This window comes from Brevibacillus sp. JB24b, from assembly GCF_051713385.1.
Lineage (GTDB): Bacteria > Bacillota > Bacilli > Brevibacillales > Brevibacillaceae > Brevibacillus_B > Brevibacillus_B laterosporus.
Window position 1 is genome coordinate 5,127,986 of the sequence record NZ_JBNVQV010000001.1, and the last position, 18,852, is coordinate 5,146,837.

Annotated in this window: 12 protein-coding genes; 4 read left to right on the forward strand and 8 right to left on the reverse strand. The window is 40.3% G+C overall.

Features of this window, described 5'->3' with window-relative positions:
- Positions 1 to 42: 42 nt before the first annotated feature.
- The 4 genes from ACQV1I_RS23985 to ACQV1I_RS24000 are packed head-to-tail and all read right to left on the reverse strand — an operon-like array spanning position 43 to position 3,386.
- Complete coding sequence (locus tag ACQV1I_RS23985) at positions 43 to 993, reverse strand: carbohydrate ABC transporter permease (RefSeq protein ID WP_018669634.1); 951 nt, start codon at positions 991 to 993, stop codon at positions 43 to 45.
- A complete protein-coding gene (locus tag ACQV1I_RS23990) occupies positions 994 to 2,079 on the reverse strand; it encodes an ABC transporter ATP-binding protein (RefSeq protein WP_116333572.1) in 1,086 nt (361 codons plus the stop codon). It abuts the gene before it with no gap.
- A gap of 1 nt (position 2,080) precedes the next feature.
- Positions 2,081 to 2,809, reverse strand: coding sequence for an HAD family hydrolase (locus ACQV1I_RS23995; RefSeq protein ID WP_116333571.1), 729 nt, complete (start codon positions 2,807 to 2,809; stop codon positions 2,081 to 2,083).
- Complete coding sequence (locus tag ACQV1I_RS24000; protein ID WP_116333570.1) at positions 2,781 to 3,386, reverse strand: glycerol-3-phosphate responsive antiterminator; 606 nt, start codon at positions 3,384 to 3,386, stop codon at positions 2,781 to 2,783. The genes ACQV1I_RS23995 and ACQV1I_RS24000 overlap by 29 nt, the downstream gene beginning before the upstream one ends.
- A 558-nt stretch (positions 3,387 to 3,944) precedes the next feature.
- Here ACQV1I_RS24000 and ACQV1I_RS24005 point away from each other — a divergent pair.
- Together ACQV1I_RS24005 and ACQV1I_RS24010 are read left to right on the forward strand one after the other, a co-directional pair.
- A complete protein-coding gene (locus tag ACQV1I_RS24005) occupies positions 3,945 to 5,999 on the forward strand; it encodes a methyl-accepting chemotaxis protein (RefSeq protein ID WP_328208483.1) in 2,055 nt (684 codons plus the stop codon).
- Positions 6,000 to 6,107: 108 nt separating this feature from the next.
- On the forward strand, positions 6,108 to 7,418 hold the full coding sequence (locus ACQV1I_RS24010) for a haloacid dehalogenase-like hydrolase (RefSeq protein ID WP_116333569.1): 1,311 nt from the start codon (positions 6,108 to 6,110) through the stop codon (positions 7,416 to 7,418).
- Between the two features lie 131 nt (positions 7,419 to 7,549).
- On the opposite strand, the gene ACQV1I_RS24015 is transcribed toward ACQV1I_RS24010, so the two are convergent.
- Positions 7,550 to 9,697 (reverse strand): YhgE/Pip domain-containing protein, encoded by a 2,148-nt coding sequence (locus ACQV1I_RS24015; RefSeq protein ID WP_116333568.1) that lies wholly within the window; start codon positions 9,695 to 9,697, stop codon positions 7,550 to 7,552.
- Positions 9,698 to 9,984: 287 nt separating this feature from the next.
- Here ACQV1I_RS24015 and ACQV1I_RS24020 point away from each other — a divergent pair, with 287 nt between their 5' ends.
- Complete coding sequence (locus ACQV1I_RS24020) at positions 9,985 to 10,677, forward strand: response regulator transcription factor (protein ID WP_094700098.1); 693 nt, start codon at positions 9,985 to 9,987, stop codon at positions 10,675 to 10,677.
- The gene (locus ACQV1I_RS24025) at positions 10,655 to 12,853 is read left to right on the forward strand and encodes a HAMP domain-containing sensor histidine kinase (RefSeq protein WP_116333567.1); all 2,199 of its coding nucleotides are present in this window, start codon (positions 10,655 to 10,657) and stop codon (positions 12,851 to 12,853) included. Before ACQV1I_RS24020 ends, ACQV1I_RS24025 begins: the two co-directional genes overlap by 23 nt.
- A 144-nt stretch (positions 12,854 to 12,997) precedes the next feature.
- Here ACQV1I_RS24025 and ACQV1I_RS24030 read toward each other — a convergent pair whose 3' ends face one another.
- The 3 genes from ACQV1I_RS24030 to ACQV1I_RS24040 all read right to left on the reverse strand — a co-directional run bounded on the left by ACQV1I_RS24030 (position 12,998) and on the right by ACQV1I_RS24040 (position 18,812).
- Positions 12,998 to 14,554, reverse strand: a complete 1,557-nt coding sequence (locus tag ACQV1I_RS24030) for an ABC-F family ATP-binding cassette domain-containing protein (RefSeq protein WP_116333566.1) — start codon at positions 14,552 to 14,554, stop codon at positions 12,998 to 13,000.
- 232 nt (positions 14,555 to 14,786) lie between these two features.
- On the reverse strand, positions 14,787 to 16,262 hold the full coding sequence (locus ACQV1I_RS24035; RefSeq protein WP_116333565.1) for an FAD-binding oxidoreductase: 1,476 nt from the start codon (positions 16,260 to 16,262) through the stop codon (positions 14,787 to 14,789).
- A 192-nt stretch (positions 16,263 to 16,454) separates the two neighbouring features.
- Entirely contained in the window at positions 16,455 to 18,812 is a 2,358-nt protein-coding gene (locus ACQV1I_RS24040; protein ID WP_116333564.1) for a 5'-nucleotidase C-terminal domain-containing protein, read from the reverse strand.
- Between the last annotated feature and the right edge of the window lie 40 nt (positions 18,813 to 18,852).

The window sequence follows — 18,852 nt, forward strand, 5'->3', positions numbered from 1 at the left end:
AAGCGAAAGATGTCCTACTTGCTTCACTTGTCATCCCCCCTTTTAGCGATAGTGAACACGTTTTTCCATAAATAAAAAGTGCAGAAAAGTAACAACTCCGATGAGTCCCAATAATAAGACAGACGCCGCTGAAGCAATCCCTCCATTATAGAAATCCATTCCCTGCTCATAGATATAAAAGACCAGCATATTTGTACTATTAACAGGTCCTCCTTGCGTCATGATATAAATCGTGTCAAAAACTTGAAAGGAGGAAATGATATTAATGACCGTCAGAAAAAATAAAGTAGGTGACAGCATTGGAACGGTAATTTTACGTAGCGTTTTCCATTTGCTTGCCTGATCTAAACTGGCCGCTTCGTAGAGATCTCTCGGTATACTTTGCAGTCCCGCAATAAAGACTAGCGTGTTATAGCCTACACCTTTCCAAACGCTCACCAGAATGAGTGAAATCATTGCACTTTTGGTATCACTGAGCCATGTATAAGCAGGTAATCCGATAAATTCCAACAGAGCGTTCAATAAACCGTATTGCGGGTCCATAAGCCACATCCATAGCATGGACACTGACACCAATGAAATGATATGCGGACTAAAAACTGCGGCTTGCATAATTCCATAAATTTTAGCTGTTCGATTAAGCCAAAGGGCCAGGAAAAAAGCTAACAAAATACTGATAGATACGGTACCAATAGTGAACACAATGGTATTGAGGAAAACGAGATGAAAATCTGGTTCATGTAGTAGCTCTCGAAAGTTGGCAAAACCTACCCACTCGATCGCATCCAAATTTAGTAGTGACCAATCATGAAAGCTAAGATAAATCATGTAACCGATCGGAAATAAGAAAAAAAGCGTAAAAAACAACAAAGCAGGAGTAATGTATGCATAAGGACGCACATTTTCCAAAAATTTCGTTTTTATCATCCGTTCCCTAGACCAGGCTGATGGAGTGGGCAGCGATTTGGTTTGTGTCGTAGCCACCTTTTCCATTCACACCAATCCCCCTGCGATCGCTGATTTTTGATAAGGTAGTTGAGGGGGAATCTTTCGCATTCCTGTAGCTGGATCAAAGAGATAAAGGTGTTCTGGGAGCACTGATATGATGACGTCAGCTCCTATGGAAAAAAGCTGATCCGCCTCTTTTTTGACAATGATTCTCTCTGCTTCCGTCTGTACGTAATACAAGACATCAGAGCCAAGGATTTCACGCGAGATAATGCTTCCTTTACTAGAGAAATCTGAAATAGGTGATTGCGACACATGTTCATGTTGTGCCATTCCTTGTTCTGTCACTATCATCACTTTTTCCGGGCGGAAGCCTACTATCATTCCTGTGTGATTTTTCTGTTGACAAATGTTCATGGAAGGCGAGCCGATAAACTGTGCAACAAATAAATTCTCTGGGTCATGGTAGAGTTTGATCGGGGAGGCCACCTGCTTAATTTCCCCTTCATTCATGACAACAATCTGATCGCCCATCGTCATCGCTTCTACCTGGTCATGTGTCACATATACAAATGTTGTCCCTAGCTGTTTGTGCAAACTGGTTAATTCCACGCGCATCTGATTCCGCAATTTAGCATCCAGATTGGATAAGGGCTCATCCATGAGAAACACCTTTGGCTTTTTAACCATTGCTCTGGCTAATGCCACACGCTGGCGCTGACCGCCTGATAACTGGGCTGGCTTGCGATGTAAATAATCTTGAAGTCCTACGATTTCAGCAATTTCCTCGACCAATATCTTGCATTCCTTTTTAGAAACGCCTCGGTTTCTTAAACCAAAGCCAATGTTGTCAAAGACTGTCATCGTAGGGTACAGCGCGTAGTTTTGAAACACCATGGCCAAATCTCGCTTACCGGGTGGCACATCGTTCACCTTTTGCTTGCCTATCCAAATTTCACCCTCCGACACACTCTCAAGTCCGGCTATCATTCGCAGCGTAGTTGATTTACCACAGCCTGAAGGACCAACAAGAACCGTAAAGGAACCCTCCGGAATTACTAAATCCATTCCCTTTACCACCTGTTGCTGTTGATAGGATTTCACTACTTGCTTCAGCACGACTTCTGCCACTCTACTCACCCTTTCTTTGCACACTGGCTAGCAGTAGTTCATCGACAAGCATTTGGAATGTTGAAAATCGATAATGAGGCTCCTCTTGCATTTGTTGATCTACTCCATACCACTCCAACAACACGCTACGCACACCGGCCGCACTAGCAGATAACAGATCATACCTGCTATCACCAATCATGAGTGTCTCTTCAGGTGTAGTACGTAGGATTGCTATCGCCTTCTGTATTGGCTCAGGAGAAGGCTTGCCAAGTGCCACATCATCTAGCGTGACCACTGTGTCCAATACATGCAGGATGCCTGCCATTTCTAAGCCTTGTAAAGCAAACTCGCGTTGTTTATTGGTGACAACAGCAAGCTGAAATCCTCTTTTTTGCAGTGCTACTAGTCCTTCTCTTACAAATGGAAACAACTGTATCTGCCTGTTATGGTGTTTTTCCATGTAAGTAAAATAATCTTTACAATATGCTGTGCGATCCCAAAGCTTTCCTTTATTTGATTCTGACTGGTCGGGGAGTTCAGACTTTTGTACCTGTTGTTCGTTGATTCTTATTTCAACCTCATGTAAAAATTCCTCCAAGGATTCGCCAAAGCGATCTGTTATTTCATCTCTAGTAAACAAGCCTGGACAATGCTCTTCTATCGTGAAGTAAACCGCATTTATCACACCTTCTCTGCTATCAAGCAAGGTTCCATCTAAATCAAATAGAAGAGTGCTGCAATTTCTCATCTCCCATATTCTCCTTCCACAACTGATGTTGTCCTAAAGATACCGCAATGGCACCATGCCGAAGAGCCGTCACCATTTGTTCCCGCCTCTTGATCAACCCCCCTGCTATAATTGGCTGTTGAAGCATATTTCGGTACTCAATGATATACTCCGGTAGTAAGGCAGGCATGATCTCCACAGCATCTGGTTGAGTTTCCTGAATAGATTGAATTCCAGACTTTAGTGAATCGCTGTCAACTAAGAACAAACGTTGGATAGTAAAGAGGCCATGTTTTTTGGCTAATTTAATCAGCATATTACGCGTTGTAACGATTCCTGTTGGCTTCACACTCTCTCCTATATAGGCCATACCTTCCCGATCGTAGCTAATCCCACCCATGCGTTCTACGTGCAGAAATACCGGAATCTGGTGTGATTTAAACAGATCTACATATCGTTTCATTGTGTTGACATTCCCGATGGAAAGCACGACAGCACTAATGGGAGCCTCCAATGCACGTTCCAGAGATTTCGGCTGTTTAATAGATGCAATGATTTTATGCTTTTCTAATCTGGCGTAAAACTCCGCTTGATTCATGTCTGCTATTTACCCTCCTGTTCAAAAACAAAAAACCTCAAATAGAACCTGCCAATACACTTTCTTTTAAAAAAAGTTTTTGGTAATTTCTATTGAGGTTTCTCCCCGGCTCCAACCTTATCGCTATCTACTTGTTAGTTGTATCTTACCTTTTGTTTTTTAATATGCTGTGTAGGTGCTGTTAAGTTTAGAACATCATTTTGTTAAGAAAATGAATCTTACCATCATTTATTACCATATTTACCATAAAAATATTTATTAAAATGATATTTTTTGTGAATATAAAATTTAAATTCCACTTAAAAACAGTTCAAAAAACCACCTATTTTTACACGATAAAACTCCATAGAATTCCTCCAGTATCATTGTTTTAAAACTTTTCATAAATGTAACAAATTGTTCATGAATAATTAACACGACTATGTCGTTTCGAAATAATCCTTCATTTTATTCCGAATTTATCCGATTAATTAATAGAACAGAAATAAAATTTCGCCTCTATTTCCTTTTATTTGGAAAAAGTTGATAGGGGTTACTTGCATGTGGGAGGGAACGCCTTTGTTTCATACAATAAAAGCCAAGTTAATCATTGCATTTGTTTTATGCATTACGATCCCGATTGCTCTTATTAGTAGTGTTGTTTACTTGGATATGAAAAGACAGATTCATCAGGATTTCTTGGCTGCTAACACCAAGGAAGTAGCCCAAGTGGATAATGGCGTATCTATTTATTTTAATTCCATCCGTGAAAACGTACTCATGCTTGCAAACTCTGCTCTGTTGAAAAAAACAGATGCATCGATCAAGTCATATAAAAATGAATCTGGGACAGTTAAAATAGATGCTATGGGAAATGGTGGTTTAGAAGCAGAACTGGCCCAAGAATTTAAACGCTATATTGAAGCCCATCCCAACACTTCATCGCTATTTGTAGGAACTGAGTTTAGCGGTTATACACAGTATCCTGTCAAAAATATGAGCTCACATTATGACCCACGTGACCGTCCTTGGTATACAGATGCTATGAAAGAACCAGGCAAGGTCGTAATCACTGCTCCTTATATCTTGACAGGAACAGATACTATTGCAGTCAGTATCGTTACACAGCTTCGCGATATGACTGGAAAAGCAGTAGGGGTTTTTGGTATTGATACAAACCTACTGAATTTAACCGAAGTCTTGAAGGAAATGAAAATTGGAGAAACCGGTTATGTTATGATGATTTCCGCTGAGGGTACTGTACTTGCTAACCCTCAATATCCGGATATGATCTCCAAAAACGTAAAAGATTTGGATAATAAAACATTAGCCCAACTAAGTGAAATGTCGACAGGTCAACTGGATGTCGTTATGGAGAATCAAAATTATTTAACGAACGTCTATACCTCGCCAAAAACTGGTTGGAAATATATCTCATTTATTGAACAACGCGAGCTTAATAGTAGCATTGATCATATCTTCTTCCTTATTTTGATCATGAGTGTCATTTTGGGTGTTATTGCTTTGGTTGCATCTATTATTCTAGCTGGTAAGTTCTCTAAGCCAATCACTACCTTAATTGGTCACATGCAAGAGATTGGAGAGGGTGATTTAACCAAAGAAGTACAGCCTCATTTACTTCAACGTAAGGATGAGTTAGGTACTTTGGCTAATTCTCTGCAATCCATGCAATTATCTATTAAGTATCTGATTTCAGAGATTGTATCCGCATCCAAAAAACTGGTAGCCTCCTCAGAGCAGGTATCCGCTCATGTGGAGAGTAATATAGTGGCTATCGATAAGATCGCTGAAAACGTAAAAGAAGTAGCAAGTGGCGCAGATAATCAGCTCATGCGTACAGAGGAAAGTGCTAAGGGCATGGAGGAAATGGCACTGGGTATTCAACGAATTGCTGAATCTACCTCCTCAATTGCAGAGTTTTCACTTGATACAACACAAGAAGCTGAGAGTGGTAACAATACCGTACAGCACGCCGTACAACAAATGAGCAACATCGGTGTATCTGTCGAGCATTCCCTCTCTGTCGTGAAGGTCCTACAGGATCGATCTAACGAGATTGTAAAAATTGTAGATATGATTACCGACATTTCCTCCCAAACCAATCTTCTTGCTCTAAATGCAAGCATAGAGGCTGCCCGTGCAGGAGAACATGGTAGAGGATTTGCTGTTGTTGCAGATGAAGTAAGGAAGCTTGCAGAACAATCTTCAGAGTCTGCTGGTAAAATCGCTAGCTTAATTAATGAAGTGCACGGAGAGACTAGTCGTGCCATGGAATCTATGAATGATGTAAACCATAGCGTCTCTAACGGTGTTCAAATGGTACAAGATTCCGGTGAAGCTTTCCAACGCATCCTTCAACAAATTAAAAATATAACGGAACAAATTCATGATAACTCTGCCATTTCAGAGGAAATGTCCGCTGCCAGTGAAGAGATTGCATCTTCTGTTGATGAGACAGCACATATAGCTAAGCTTTCAGCTGATTACATGCAAAACGTGTCTGTATCCTCTGAGTCCCAGGTAACTGCAATGATGGCTCTTCAAGGATCATCTGAGGAACTACGTCAGATATCTCAGGAATTAACGAGCTTAATTGACCGTTTCCGAGTATAACCCATTTGTACTCTCTGTTTAGCAAGATTCCCATCGCAAATAGTCGGGAGTATCCATGATATTCCCGATTGTTTATAAGAAAACCTACATCATAAAGGAGAGAAAATCATGAAGAAAACAAAAGTATTGCTAAGTGTTGGTCTATCCCTATCACTTATGCTAGGTGCAGCACCAGCATTCGCTGCTCCGTTATCAACAGCTTCTGCTACACAAATTGCTCAACAGCAATTACAAATGCTTGACAAAGGTAAATGGGCTGAAAAAACTCACGCTGCTGTTCAAAAAATGATCGACCAATATGGCGTAAAGAGTCCTAATTACAAAGCAGATAAAAAACCTTATGCTGTTTTTGACTGGGATAACACTAGCATCATGCACGATACTCAAGAAGCGCTACTTATTTATCAAATCAATCACTTGAACTTCAAATTAACACCAGAAGAATTTGCAAAAGTATTGGTTATGAACGTTCCAAAGGGTCCTTTTGCTGATAAATACAAAACAGTAGACGGCAAAACAATCACAATGGAAAACGTTTCTGCTGACATCATTTCTGACTACAAATTCTTGTATGAGAATTATAAAGGCTTCAAAGGTAAAAAATCCTTAGAAGAAGTAACTAAGTCTGACCAATTCATCGACTTCCGTACAAAAATGTACTTCTTGTACGAAGCAATTAACGGTTCTCATGGTAGCGATGTAGGTTATCCTTGGGTTCTTTACTTCTTGACTAACATGAGCGTTGATGAAGTTCATGAATTGGCTGAGGTTTCCAATGACTACGGTCTAGGTGATTCCATCCGCAAAATCAACTATACAAGTCCAAAAACGCTAAGCGGTAAAGCTGGTGTAATCAGCGTTACATATACATCCGGTCTTCGTCTATCTCCAGAGGTTGCTAACATGATGAATACCTTCCGTTCTAATGGCATCGACGTTTATGTAGTGTCTGCATCTATGAAAGAAGTAGTAGAAGTATTTGCTTCAAATCCAAAGTATGGCTATAACATTCCAAAAGAAAACGTAATTGGTATGGAATTGGAGAAAGATGCAAAAGGTGTTATGCAGCCAGTATACAAAAAAGACTGGTTCAAAACAGTTTATGGTGGAAAAACAGAAGTAATTAAAGCTGAGATTGCTAAAAAACACGGTGGAAATGGTCCTCTATTTATTGGTGGCGATAGCAATGGCGACTACGAAATGATGACTCAATTCCCTGATACAAAACTAGCTTTAATTCTAAATCTTCTAAAAGATGGTAATATTGGTAAACTTTCTAAACAGGCTGTAGATGAAATGAAAAAACAAGACCCTAAATTCGTACTACAAGGTCGCGATGAAAACACAGGTATGTGGATTCCTACTGAATCATCCATTAAAGTAGGTAGCACAAAAGCTGAACTACTTCCAAGTAAGTAATATAGCACGATTAGTGTGAGTGATACGATTCACTATACTCGCACATTGTATGTAAAAGACCGTTCCCACAGGTTGGGGAACGGTCTTTCATTTGTTTTAGAGACGTTCTAATTTATCTTAGGTAGGTTGTGTTAGTGGATCAGCTGACTCTCTTTAGCTTTTTTAACTAATTTAGCTGAAGATCGGTTGATGAATTTCTTTAAAGCTAACCCAATGATCAGAGCAATTCCGGCATAGGCAGTCATCATCATGATATTCCTATTGATAATGTCCCATAGGATGCCACCAACCGCTTCTCGCATCATACTAATGGCATACGTAAAGGGCAAATATGGATAGATAGCTTGGAAAAATGGCGGTGTGACCTGAATCGGGAATGTCCCTCCAGAACCAGCAAGCTGTAGCACCAAGAGCACGATTGCCATCGCCTTCCCTACGTTTCCAAAAACAGAGACGAGCGTATAAACAATCAGCATAAACACCGCACTAATCAGTAAGCCAAATACGACAAACCACCATTTATCTGCTACGTAGGCACCTAAAATATATATATCACCCATCGTTACCATAACAGACTGTAGTACGGCTAGCATTCCAAAGGTCAGATACCTGCCAAAATAAACCTCGTAGCTTTTAAAAGCATGCTCATCATCATGAACCTCTACGCTTAATAAAGAAACCAGTAACAATGCACCTACCCACAAGGATAATGTAGTAAAAAACGGCGACATTGCTGAACCGTAATTAGGAATCGGGAACATTCGATTTTCTTTCAAAATAACTGGCTCCGCGAAAAATTGGCTCTCCTTCTCCGCATTTCTCTTCAACAGATCGATTACTTCTTCTAAGTTACCCTCTTTTTCTAAAGCTCTAATCCGTTTGGCTAAATCTTTAATTTTCGCTTCTACCTCAGGCAGATTTTTTTGAAGCAACAATAGATCTTTACTCCCCAAAGACAGTCCTTTTGCGGCATCCTGTAAGATTTTTTGCACATCCGGTATGCTAGTAATGGCATCCCTGATCACCGCTCTTGCTTGATTGGCATCCTGTTTCGCTTTTTCGATCCCTTCCATAATAAGCGGTTCAATCTGTGTGTCAAAGCGATTGAGAAGATCATCAATAGCTTGGGAGGTGTCTCTGGAGAGCTGTATAAACTGATCCACTAGTTGTTGAGCTGGTCTTTCGCCTCGGTCAATCGCATCTGCAAGGGAGGTGACAATGGTCTGCTGCTTTTCAAAAGTTGATTTTATACTTTTGAGCTTATCAGTAACAAAATGCAGCCGTTTCCCTGTTAGATTGGATAGTGGCTCAAACACCCCTATCAAACGATTTGTGACGCTTATTGCTCTGTCTAAGCGTTCAGCAGTACGATCAAGCTCCACTTTAGCCAAGCTTGGCACAAAACTAATATCCTGTAGAATTCCTAATAATTTTTCGCTCAGCACAGAGGCTTGTTGAATCACCAGTAGGTTCTCTTTTATCGTAGGTGTTAACGTTCCGATAGCATCTGCACTGTGATCCAAGAACTCACCTACGTGCACAGAGAGCTTTTCAGCATCTTGGGCAAGATGTGTCACCACTGGTAGATTATTTTGGGCCTTCTTCAAGATATCATCAGCTTTTTTCAAATCGGCACTAGCTGTAGAAATCACTTTATGTACTTCTGGGAAAGAGGCTTCTACTTTATATACGAGTTCAATTAATCGTCTAATCGTAGGTAGCTCACTCTCTAACTGAATGCCAATTTCATTAAAAATCCGGAAAATGGTACCGTTCGCTGTCTTGATAAAGTTACGATTTACCTCTTCCGTTACACCACTTGCTCCTTTTGCGGTTATTTTTGGTGATATAGCATTGATTTTCTCATTTACGTTATAGATAATTTCGGCCTTTTGCGGATTTTTGGACAGCACTGTTGCGATTCGTTCTGAGAAATTAGCAGGTATGATGATACTCGCATAATAATCACCATGCTCTACCCCTCTCAAGGCATTATCCGCATCGGTGAATACCCAGCCTATCTTTTTATTCTCTTTTAAAGAGGCAATGATCTCTTCTCCAATATTGAGTTTATTTCCACGTAGTTCTGCTCCCTTATCCAGATTAGACACAGCAATCTTAATCCCACTCGTCTGCCCATACGGGTCCCAGGAAGCTTCAATGTTAAACCACGCATATAGAGACGGTAAGAAAACAAGTCCAGAAATAATAATGGCAGCGGCCCAATTCGTTACAATTTTTTTTACGTCTCTTTTGAATATCAGAAAAATATTATTCATCGCATATCCCCTATAATCTCTAGTCTTTTGATTAGCTTTTATTGTACCTCTATCTATCAACATATCCAAACCAGAAACCATTTCATTCAATAAGTAATGATTTTATCCTTGTCCACAAAATCTAGCTCCCCTTCTCACGTTGTGAAAGGGGCTTTTGTTATTTGTGCAGCAGGAATTCCTACATCTTAAGACTTTCGTAAGATTTCTATCCAATGATTTGTAACAAGTTGTTTGTAAGATAAGCCTATGACACAATGAAAGGAACGTGAAGAAAAGGTGGATAACAGATGCCCAAATATCAAGTACTAGTCGTAGATGATGAAGTAGAAATCAGAGAAGCCATTAAGATTTATTTGCGTAATGAAGATATCGCCGTCTTTCAAGCGAGGAACGGTGTGGAAGCATTAGAGATTCTCGAACAAGAAGAGATTCATCTAATCCTACTAGATATTATGATGCCGATTATGGATGGAATTAAAGCAACCTTTACAATCAGAGAAACAAAGAATATTCCTATCATTATGCTTTCAGCTAAGTCTGAGGATACCGATATCGTGCTAGGTCTAAACGTAGGGGCTGATGATTACATCACCAAGCCATTCAATCCTATTGAATTAATTGCCCGTGTGAAATCCCAATTGCGTAGATATACCAATCTGGGCAATTACAAGGTACGCGAGGGCGAAACGACAGTCGGCGGTTTGACCCTCAATACGAATGCGAAAACCGTAACGGTGGATGGTGAAGAAATTCGTTTGACGGCAACGGAGTATAAAATTCTAGAGCTATTAATGGTCAATAAAGGTCATGTATTTTCTATTGAGGAAATTTATGAAAAAGTGTGGAAGGAACCCTATTACAATGCAGAAAATACAGTGGCTGTTCATGTCCGAAGAATTCGCGAAAAAATTGAAATCAACCCAAAAGAGCCCAAATATTTAAAGGTGGTGTGGGGCATTGGATACAAAATCGAAGGGTAAATACATCCCCTTAGTTGCTTTACTTCTAAGCTTTTATTTACTCGCTTTATCAATCCTAGCTACAATTGATGTTTTTAGTAACAAACAGAAATTAAGCAAGGATTATTATTTTACTACTTATAGTTTTACAGAAAAACTGGATCAATTCTCTACCCTTTTGGAGCGTAGATATACGGAATTTAAAGATTATGAAAAGAAATCAGTTACTGAAAAATTCCCTACTGATATCGTGGAGGATTTACAACTTCAACACAAAGCAGAGTTAGACGAAAAAATTCGAGCAGTAAAACAATATTACGACTCTGAATATACGCAAGAAACGAGCCATCTCTCTGGCGAAGAGATTGAAAAGTGGCAAACTCAAAAGTTAGCTGAGATACAAAAAAAATATGAAGAAGAATCAAAAGACCTTGTAAAATACTTTTTGCTTAAAAAAGATAAGTTGTTTGAGGAGCTTACGCACAACCTCTCTAAACGAGATAGCAGCTTTCACTACTATATTCAAAATGAACAAACCAAAGAAGTCTATAAAAACATAGAGAGTCTGCCAGATCAAGAAGAATTGAAAACTAAAACGCTCTATTATACCAAATTTCCCATCTCTAACCTTTATAATCACAAGCATCTCACATCAGTTCATAATCGCTTCAAACAACATGACTGGTCCGGTTACATCATGATTCCGGCTACCATAAGTGAAGGAAATCAGATATATATGGATTATACTTATTATCTGTCAATCAGAGATCGGCTAATTAAAGAGTGTATAGTAGGTATCGTCAGTTTTGTAGGACTTATCTTGATTGGGATCTATTTAGTCAAACAAAAGCATAAGTTATTACCCATTATAGAAAAAATGGCACAAGTAATTCGTCGTATACCGATTGATATTCGTATTTTCTTACTAGGAATCGTTAGTTTGATTACACTCATTTCATCAATCCAGACGTCTTTTTTCTATTCATCACCAAACATCTCACACGTTTTTAATCTAACGATTTTTGCACTACTGTTTGCCTATATCGCCTTGCATATATACGAAGCTTGGTACCTTATGAAGGATCGAGAACAGCTTCAGATTCAATGGCAAAAAAGTTTTTTGCATCAGCTAAAAATTCTCTATCAAGAAAGCATTTTATACAAAAGCTTGTTGTTTAAAGTCGTACTGCTAGCAATTTTATCAGCTGGGTTTGGCTTTAGCTGTCTATTAATCCTCTGGGGAATGGTTGATCATGGTGGTATTCCTATTCTCTTGGGTTTCTTTTACAACATGTTTTACCTTCTCTTTGTAGTACCTCTTACCCTACGTAGAATAGGTACCTTAAACAAAATTATGAAAGCTACAGAATATATGGCAGCAGGCCAGCTTAATCTGCACATAGAGGAGCCAAAGGCCGGGAATTTTAAAGAGCTAGCCCAGAATCTCAATAATATGCGGGAAGGCTTAAAAAAATCGCTGGATAGCCAGATGAAAAGCGAAAAGTTAAAAACGGAGCTTATCACTAATGTCTCGCATGATCTGCGTACACCACTTACCTCGATTATGAATTATGTAGGCTTTTTAAAACAGGACACACTGACCCCAGAAGAGTCAAAAGAGTACATTAACGTATTGGACCAAAAAACCCATCGTTTAAAAGTACTCATCGATGATTTAATTGAGGCATCCAAAGTCGCGAGTGGTGCTGTTGAGATGCATGTAGAGCAGGTAGATATTGTCGCTCTCCTAAACCAAGCACTAGCTGAGTTTACTGATAAGATACCTGCTTCAGGTCTAACCTTCCGCCTTCATGTTGATCCGCCTAAAATGCTCGTGCATGTGGATGGGAAAAAGACCTGGCGTGTTTTCGAAAACCTAATAAACAATACGATTAAGTACTCCTTGCCCAATACTCGTGTTTACCTGTCCCTGCACGAGGAAGCAGATCGCGTGCTGTTTACGATCAAAAATGTCTCTGCCTACGAGATTAACTTTGAAATAAGCGAGTTATTTGAGCGTTTCAAGCGCGGTGATCAATCCCGCCATACAGAAGGCTCCGGACTGGGGCTTGCCATAGCCAAGAGTATTATGGATTTGCAGGGTGGAGAATTGCACATCGATATTGATGGTGACTATTTTAAAGTAACGGCGATTTTTCCAAAGCCAATTATGCATGAGGTCAAGTCGCAATCATAGCAATGGAACGTCACGGACAAAAAAGGGAATTCTGGGAAAAAAAGCGTCTTACTAACAGAAGAAGCACTCTAAATGAGCAAAAGCTGGATTTAGAGTGCTTCTCTTTTATGGAACCATTATATTATAGCGTTATCTTACTTACGCTTAAAATACTTTAGTCGTCCAGGATTCACAATTCCAGATATCAGTCACAACATCCTGGTAGAATTCTGGTTCGTGGCAAATGATTAGAATGCTACCCTTGTATGCTTTCAGGGCGCGTTTCAATTCATCCTTAGCCTCAACATCCAAGTGATTCGTAGGCTCGTCCAATACAAGTAAATTGGTTTCCCGATTAATTAGCTTACATAGGCGTACCTTTGCCTTTTCGCCCCCGCTCAACACATCAATTTTGCTCTCAATGTGCTTGGTTGTAAGTCCACATTTTGCAAGTGCTGCACGCACTTCAAATTGTGTGAATGACGGGAATTCCTGCCACGCTTCTTCAATACACGTATTAGGATTGCTTCCTTTCATTTCCTGTTCAAAATAACCGACATTCAGGTAATCACCCATACGCACATCGCCGGATATTGGCTTAATTTGACCTAAAATACTACGCATTAAGGTTGTTTTACCAATACCATTTGCACCTACTAAAGCAATTTTTTGTCCTCGCTCCATATACAAATCGAGCGGTCGAGACAATGGCTCGTCATATCCGATAACCAAATTCTTTGCTTCCAAAATCACTTTGCCTGAAGCACGGGATTCCTTGAAGTTAAACTCTGGTTTTGGTTTTTCCTTAGCAAGCTCAATCACTTCCATTTTATCCAGCTTCTTCTGACGAGACATCGCCATATTACGAGTGGATACACGTGCTTTGTTACGTGCTACGAAATCCTTAAGCTCAGAGATTTCCTGTTGTTGGCGTTTATAAGCAGATTCAAGCTGGGCTTGTTTCGCCTCATAGATTTGCATGAAGTTATCATAATCACCAACATACCGGCCCAGCTCTTGATTAGACATATGATAAATCAGGTTAATGACACTATTTAAGAAAGGAATGTCATGCGAAATCAAAATAAAGGCATTTTCATACTCGTTTAAGTAGCGCTTTAACCATTCAATATGCTGTTCATCCAAATAGTTGGTCGGCTCGTCCAGTAGTAGGATGTCTGGTTTTTCTAAAAGTAGTTTGGCCAGCAACACCTTGGTACGTTGTCCACCGCTCAAATCTTGTACATCTCGTTCCAAACCAATGTCTTCTAAACCTAACCCACGAGCAATCTCATCTATTTTAGCGTCAATGACATAAAAATCATTGTTAGTTAACGTGTCCTGAATGGTTCCCATATCTTCAAGCAGCTGCTCTAGCTCTTCTGGAGTCGCATCAGCCATCTTGTCACAGATTGCATTCATTTCAGCTTCCATGTCAAAAAGATATTGAAACGCCCCACGTAGCACATCGCGAATCGTCATTCCACGCTGTAGTACTGCATGCTGATCCAGATAGCCCACGCGTACATTCTTCGCCCATTCAATTTTACCCTCATCCGGTTCTAGCTTCCCTGTGATAATGTTCATGAAGGTAGATTTTCCTTCGCCATTAGCACCGATTAATCCGATATGTTCCCCTTTTAATAAACGGAAGGAAACGTCATTAAAAATAGCACGGTCGCCAAAACCATGGCTTAGACCTTGTACGGTTAAAATACTCATGATTAACTCCTTTAGCTTTATGGTTGATTGTTAGTTTGCTGTATGAAAAAAGAATCATTTCTTACGTAATTGACTTTCACCGATGAATTACTCACATCTACATCTCTATGATTATATCGAAAATCGCGACAGAATGTAGGAAAAGTTTCAAGGTAAATTGATCTTTTTCTCGGAAACTACTGGAACAAAAAAAACCGGAGCAAAATCTCCGGGAAACCATAACCTTCTTGCTTTATTTCACTCTTTTTCTCATAACCCTTTGTACAGGAATACTCTGGGGAAAACAAAATACATTGTGAGGATCGTACTTCTTCTTTATTTGCTTTAAGCGGACAAAATTGGTTCCATAGTAAGCCTGAGGCCAATGTTTGATATGAAGATCCGGGAAATTGACGTAATCCCCGATGACATATGGGGTAAGTGCTTCTCGGAATCGATTGACCCAATGTACACTCGCTGGTTGGGATGTATTCTCCCTCCATCTAGCTGAAAGCTCAAATATATATCTGGCTCCTCGATGAAAGTAGGCGGTTTCCGATGGCATGACACGACCAACAGCTCCACCCAGGCTTTGACACCATACTGTAGAATGGCGATTTGGAGCTTTAGCCAGGAAATCCTGTAAAACCTTAATACCTTGAATCGGCAGATTTTTGTAGGCATATGCTCCCGTTATTTTAAATTTTGGCAGTAAATTCTCATCTGATTCCGCAAAGAACTTAACTGCCTCGATATAAGGAACCTGCTGCACCTTAACTTTAATAGGAGAACCAGTGTCTAGGAGTGGTTTTACTAATCTGCGAAGCTCCTCCGCTGTTCCTAGCAGTTGTCCTGTGGATACAATTGTACCTACCTGCTTGGAAGACATTTCAATAGTAGATGTTAACCGATTGGTTACACTTGGTGCCCAGCGTTGCCATTTATCAAATACCTTTATAAAGTCCTTCCATTTCCATGTAATACTGTAGATCGATACGGACTTAATGGGACGTACCCGAAATGTAAAGGAACTAGCAATACCAAAATTGCCTCCTCCCCCACCTTTGGAAGCCCACAGTAGATCAGCGTGTTGGCCTGGAGTAGCTTTTAGTAGCTTTGCACCTTTTTTCCCGGAAGCTACCACCATGTTAACTGCTTGCAAATGGTCCAATGTAAGTCCATATTGACGTGACAGCAGTCCAATTCCACCACCTAATGTAAGCCCAGCTACTCCCACATCAGCCGCCGTACCGGCAGGAATGGTTACTCCTTTTTCCCATAATTGTCGATATACCTCTGCTAACTGTGCACCAGTCTGTACATAAGCAAGGTTACGCTTACGATCTACACGTATCTTGTTCATTTCACTCACGTCGATAATAATTCCACCTGTTACTGCGGAAAAGCCCTCATAACTATGGCGACCACTGCGGATACGTATAGGTACCTTCCTTTCACGTGCCCACTTAACTGCATTAATGATATCTTGTGTACGCTGACAAAACACAATCACTCTGGGAAACTTATTAAAACGACGGTTATACTCTACACGTGCCCGATCATAATCAGCATCGTCTGGGAAAACGATTCGTCCCGTTAGTTTGGTTTTTGTTGTCACCTTTGTTTTTGTTGTCACCTTTTCTTTCGGTGTAGCTTTTGTAATAGCTGCGTTCCTTGCTTTAATTATGAACCGTTCCTTAGCTTTACCTATCTGCTTTTGTTTTGGCATGTCATCCCCCTTTCTAGACCTTGGCTATCAGGTAATTCTACTTACCTCTTTATTTCTATGTGTACATAACACAGCTGGACACGGCGTCTACCACGGATGGAAGGTCTGTCCCTACAAAAAAAACAGCCCGGTTTATACCCGGACTGCTTTCCTACCACATCATATTCTACGGCACTGATTTCATTTATCTGGCTACGGTAGCATCTTTACAAAAGCATTATCAACATACGCGATCTTACCTTGGTAAGATACTTTTAACCAGCCTTTTTGAGAACCTACGACCTCTAAAACGGTGTTTTTCGGTACAGCTACCATAATCTTAGAACCAGCTAATGGCTTGGTGCGCAGGTTCAAAAAATATGCTGTAACAGTAGCTTGTTTCTTGTCAGATGCGATCACCTGCGCTGGCTCCACCTTTTTGGCAGGGACCTCTACCACTGGTTGTTTTGTTGGTTCAACAGGAGTAACCACTGTTTTTTCCGCAGGCGTTGTTGTTACTGCTGGTGTTTCAGCTTTAGTAGCAGGAGCTGACTTTTCAGCTTCTTTTGCTGATTCTTTAGAGACTTCTTTTTCAACAGCCTTATCCGTTGCAGATTCAGCCGCCTTGCGAGCTTGGTTTAGCTTTTGATAGAACTCGCCTTTTGTTTTCATTCCAGTAAATTGATCTGCTTTTACATTTGCTTTTTTCGCTAGCTCTGCGATTTCGTCTGGCGTAACAGCATCATTTACATTAATAGAAGCTACGTTTGTGTACTTACCATCCTTCGCCACTTCCATAATGCCGTCATTTAGAAGCTCAACAACATCTGCACGCTCTGGAGCTTTAGTATCAAAGCCGATCACTTTCCAATATTGCTCGTTATTTGGCGTGTACACACCCTTTTTCACTTCTTTTAGATATTTCATAGACAGGTTACGGATCGTCCCACCTGTCTCTCCATACGCATCATTTTGCTTAGAAGACCAAAGAACATCGAATTTACGTCCTTCCAATGCCCCGCCTTTTGCTTGCAGAGCCTCCATACGGTAGGAGTTCATACCGATTTTAATTGTATCTTCTGGCTTGATTGCTGTTTCATCCATTCGGCGTACATTAGTAATGCGTTCACCGGCTGGTTTTGATAAATCAATTTCATACTTCACGTTACCAAAAAAGTCATTCGTGCTGTATTTCGATGCACGGCGTTGCTTATCAAAACTAGGGGTAACATCTCCTGGACGAGTTGTGTTAAAGTAACCTGCCCCCCATTCCATATAATCCTTCAGATCTTTACCTGTAATTTTATAGACGGTAACTTCTCCACCTGCATAGCGATAGCTATAGGCAATATCTTTTTTCTTGATCGGACCTGCATCTAGCTTCACATCATCATTATCGATCTGGTGGGCAACCACGTCCGCTTTGCTATAATACAGCATTACTTCATTAAAGAAGTTAGCCATTGGTGTCGCTTGTACTTGCACCTGTGGAATTCCTTTAATCTCATCGCGTGGTACTAGATTCCCGTCCTTTAATTCAGCGATCACGATGTTAGCATCAGCACGAGCGAATTCATGGAATGGTTGCAATGTTTTTTCCAAATCAGCGTCAGACGTTACAAACGTACCATCTGTAGCCTTTACCGGAATAGCAGTCGCTTCTTTATCTTTTAAAACAACCTTATCTCCTTGTTTTGTAAAGGAAAGATCGATGCGAGAGACATGTGTCCCATATTTATCAGGCTCTGTAATTAGAACACCATTAATTACTTCTTTTTTAACCAATTTGTGCATATGACCAGCGAAAATTGCGGTTAGCTCCGGGTTAGCGTTCGCAATATCCTCTACACCTGTACCAGGGATACCATTCTCATTCTCAATCCCCATGTGCATGAGACCAATCATAACGTCTACTTTCCCTTTTAACTCGCTAACTGCTTTCTTTGTTTCTTCAACCGGGTTCTTAATTACCAACCCGTTCAGATGGTCAGTACCTTTTTCAAACTCAGTAATCATTGGGGTATTCATCCCGATAATTCCGATTTTAACGCCATCTTTTTCGATGATTTTATAAGCGGGCATAAAACGCTCGCCATTCTCTTTGTAAATGTTCCCTGCGAGCATCGTGCCTGTGAATTGGCTTCCGATTTTATCTAATACATCCAAACCAAAATTAAATTCATGATTCCCGTATGCCCAAGCATCGTAGCCCATTTCGTTCAAGGCTACCATCATAGGAGATTTTGGCTGATCATTAAACAACTCCGCGGAGTTATCCTGGATTAGATCACCCGCATCCAATAAAATGGTGTTCGGATTTTCTTGTCTTACTTGTTTAATAATTGTAAATAATTGTGTCATACTTCCAGTGAGATTAGGACCATCTAAACCATAGTCCCACGGCATGAAGCGTCCGTGAATATCAGATGTGCCGAGTAGCGTGATGTTTACATCATTACTCTTGCTCTCTGCTGCTTCTACAGGAGCAGGGGTTGCTACTCCTGTAGCAAGAAAGGAAAAACCAAGCATAGCTGTTAAGAAACCTTTGCAGGCTTTTTGAAGTAAGTGCATGTAGTATCTCCCTTTTATCAAATTGTGATATATGCCCTAG